General features: G+C 70.8%; 2 protein-coding genes. Both read right to left on the bottom strand.

Annotated features, from left to right (window positions below):
• Positions 1-86 precede the first annotated feature (86 nt).
• Positions 87-869 carry an anti-sigma factor gene (locus KBX53_RS32350; protein WP_030336184.1) on the bottom strand — a complete coding sequence of 261 codons (783 nt, stop codon included), beginning with the start codon at positions 867-869 and terminating at the stop codon, positions 87-89.
• Positions 866-1558 (bottom strand): sigma-70 family RNA polymerase sigma factor, encoded by a 693-nt coding sequence (locus tag KBX53_RS32345; protein ID WP_030336181.1) that lies wholly within the window; start codon positions 1556-1558, stop codon positions 866-868. The genes KBX53_RS32350 and KBX53_RS32345 overlap by 4 nt, the downstream gene beginning before the upstream one ends.
• Positions 1559-1618: the final 60 nt, after the last annotated feature.

Here is a 1618-nt window from a genome sequence, read left to right as displayed (position 1 = left end):
GTACGCCCCCGCAGGGGATGCCTCCCGCAACGACAGATCGGCGCCGGTCAGTGTGGAAATGACCGGCGCCGATGCGGCAGGCGCGCCTACAAGGATACGGTGACCAGCGGACTCGCCACACCGTTGGCATTCACCGACTGCACCTGGAGCTGCTTGATATCCGCCGGCAGAGCCGACGTCGAGGCACTCAGCTCAAGACCCTGCGGCCGGGTGTTGGTGCCGTAGCCACCATCCGGCACCGACCAGCTCGAGATGACCTCGGTGCTGCCGTTCTTGCGCACCACCACCAGACGGCAGACGCGCGGGCCGGGCAGTTTCCGCAAGCTGAAATTGATCCGGGTGCCGTAGTCCTTGGTCACCAGGAACATGGTGGTCTGCACACCGGTGGTCGGGTCGGTCGCCTCGACCTGGTCACCCTCCACCTCGGTGCCACCCACACCCGGGCCGCTCGGCGCGGCCGTCGGCACGCTCGTCGGCGGATCGTTGGGCGCGCTCGGCGTCGACTCGGCGAGCACCCCCGGCGGCTGCTCGTTGCCCGTCACACTGACGAAGCCGTACCCGGTCAGACCGCCGAAGACCACCACCGCGGCGGCCGTCGCGAGCATCTGACGAAACCGGGTACGCCGCCGATCCGCCCGGACCGCGCCGAGCGTCCGGTCCAGCAGGGCCGGATCCGTCGCCGTCTGCTCCAGCGCCATCATCGTCTCGCCGTCGATGTCGGAGAGCAGCCCGACCACCGGCACCATCGTCTCCAACTCGGCCGCGCACGCCCAGCAGGTGGCGAGATGCTCCTCGAACCGCTCAGTGTCCTGCTCGTCGAGCACACCGAGCGCGTACGCCGCGACGTCCATGTGGTCCGGCCGGCTCATTCTGTCACCCCCCGCTCCTGCAGAGCCGTGCGCAGCGCGCGCAGCGCGTAGTAGACCCTCGACTTGGCGGTGCCCAGCGGCAGGCCCAACTCCTCGGCCGCCTCCGGCACCGTCCGCCCCCGGAAGTACGTCGAGATCAGAATCTCCCGGTGCGACTGACTGAGCGTACGCAGCGCGTCCGCCACCGTCATGGTGCGCAGCACCCGGTCCGTGCTGTCCGCCTCGGCGAAGGCGGTGAGGTCCCGGTCGTACGTCTCCGGCGGCCGGGCCTCCTGGCTGCGGTGCTCGTCGATGGCGATGCGGCGGGCCACAGTGACCAACCACGGCCGCAACGAACCCTGCCCCTGCGTGCCCAGGCGGTGCGCGTTGCGCCAGGCCCGCAGCAGCGTCTCCTGGACGATGTCCTCCGCGCGCTGCCGGTCCCCCCCGGTCAGGCGCATGACGAACATCAGCAACGGGCCGGCGTGCTCGGCGTAGAGCTGACGGATCAACTGGTCGGAGTGGCTGGCCTCGGTTGACGTCGCCTGATGGCGCCCGGGCGCCGGTCGCGGCGTCACCGGACCATTCTGGCGAGACGTCGCTCTCGCGTCGACCCCCCGGGCAGACGAGGTCGACCGTGACGAGGGTCGCGCCGACAACCAGTCAGCGCGGACCGCGTCGCCATGCCAACCGGCCGCCACCGCGTGCATGCAGACCTCCGGGATCTCCGTGACCAACGCCGGCCCACGAGGCGGGCCGCCCGGTGGTAC

It is taken from the genome of Micromonospora sp. M51 (assembly GCF_018070305.1).
Lineage (GTDB): Bacteria > Actinomycetota > Actinomycetes > Mycobacteriales > Micromonosporaceae > Micromonospora > Micromonospora parva.
The sequence above is the reverse complement of the archived record's forward strand: the minus strand, read 5'-3'. Positions and strand labels throughout refer to the sequence as shown.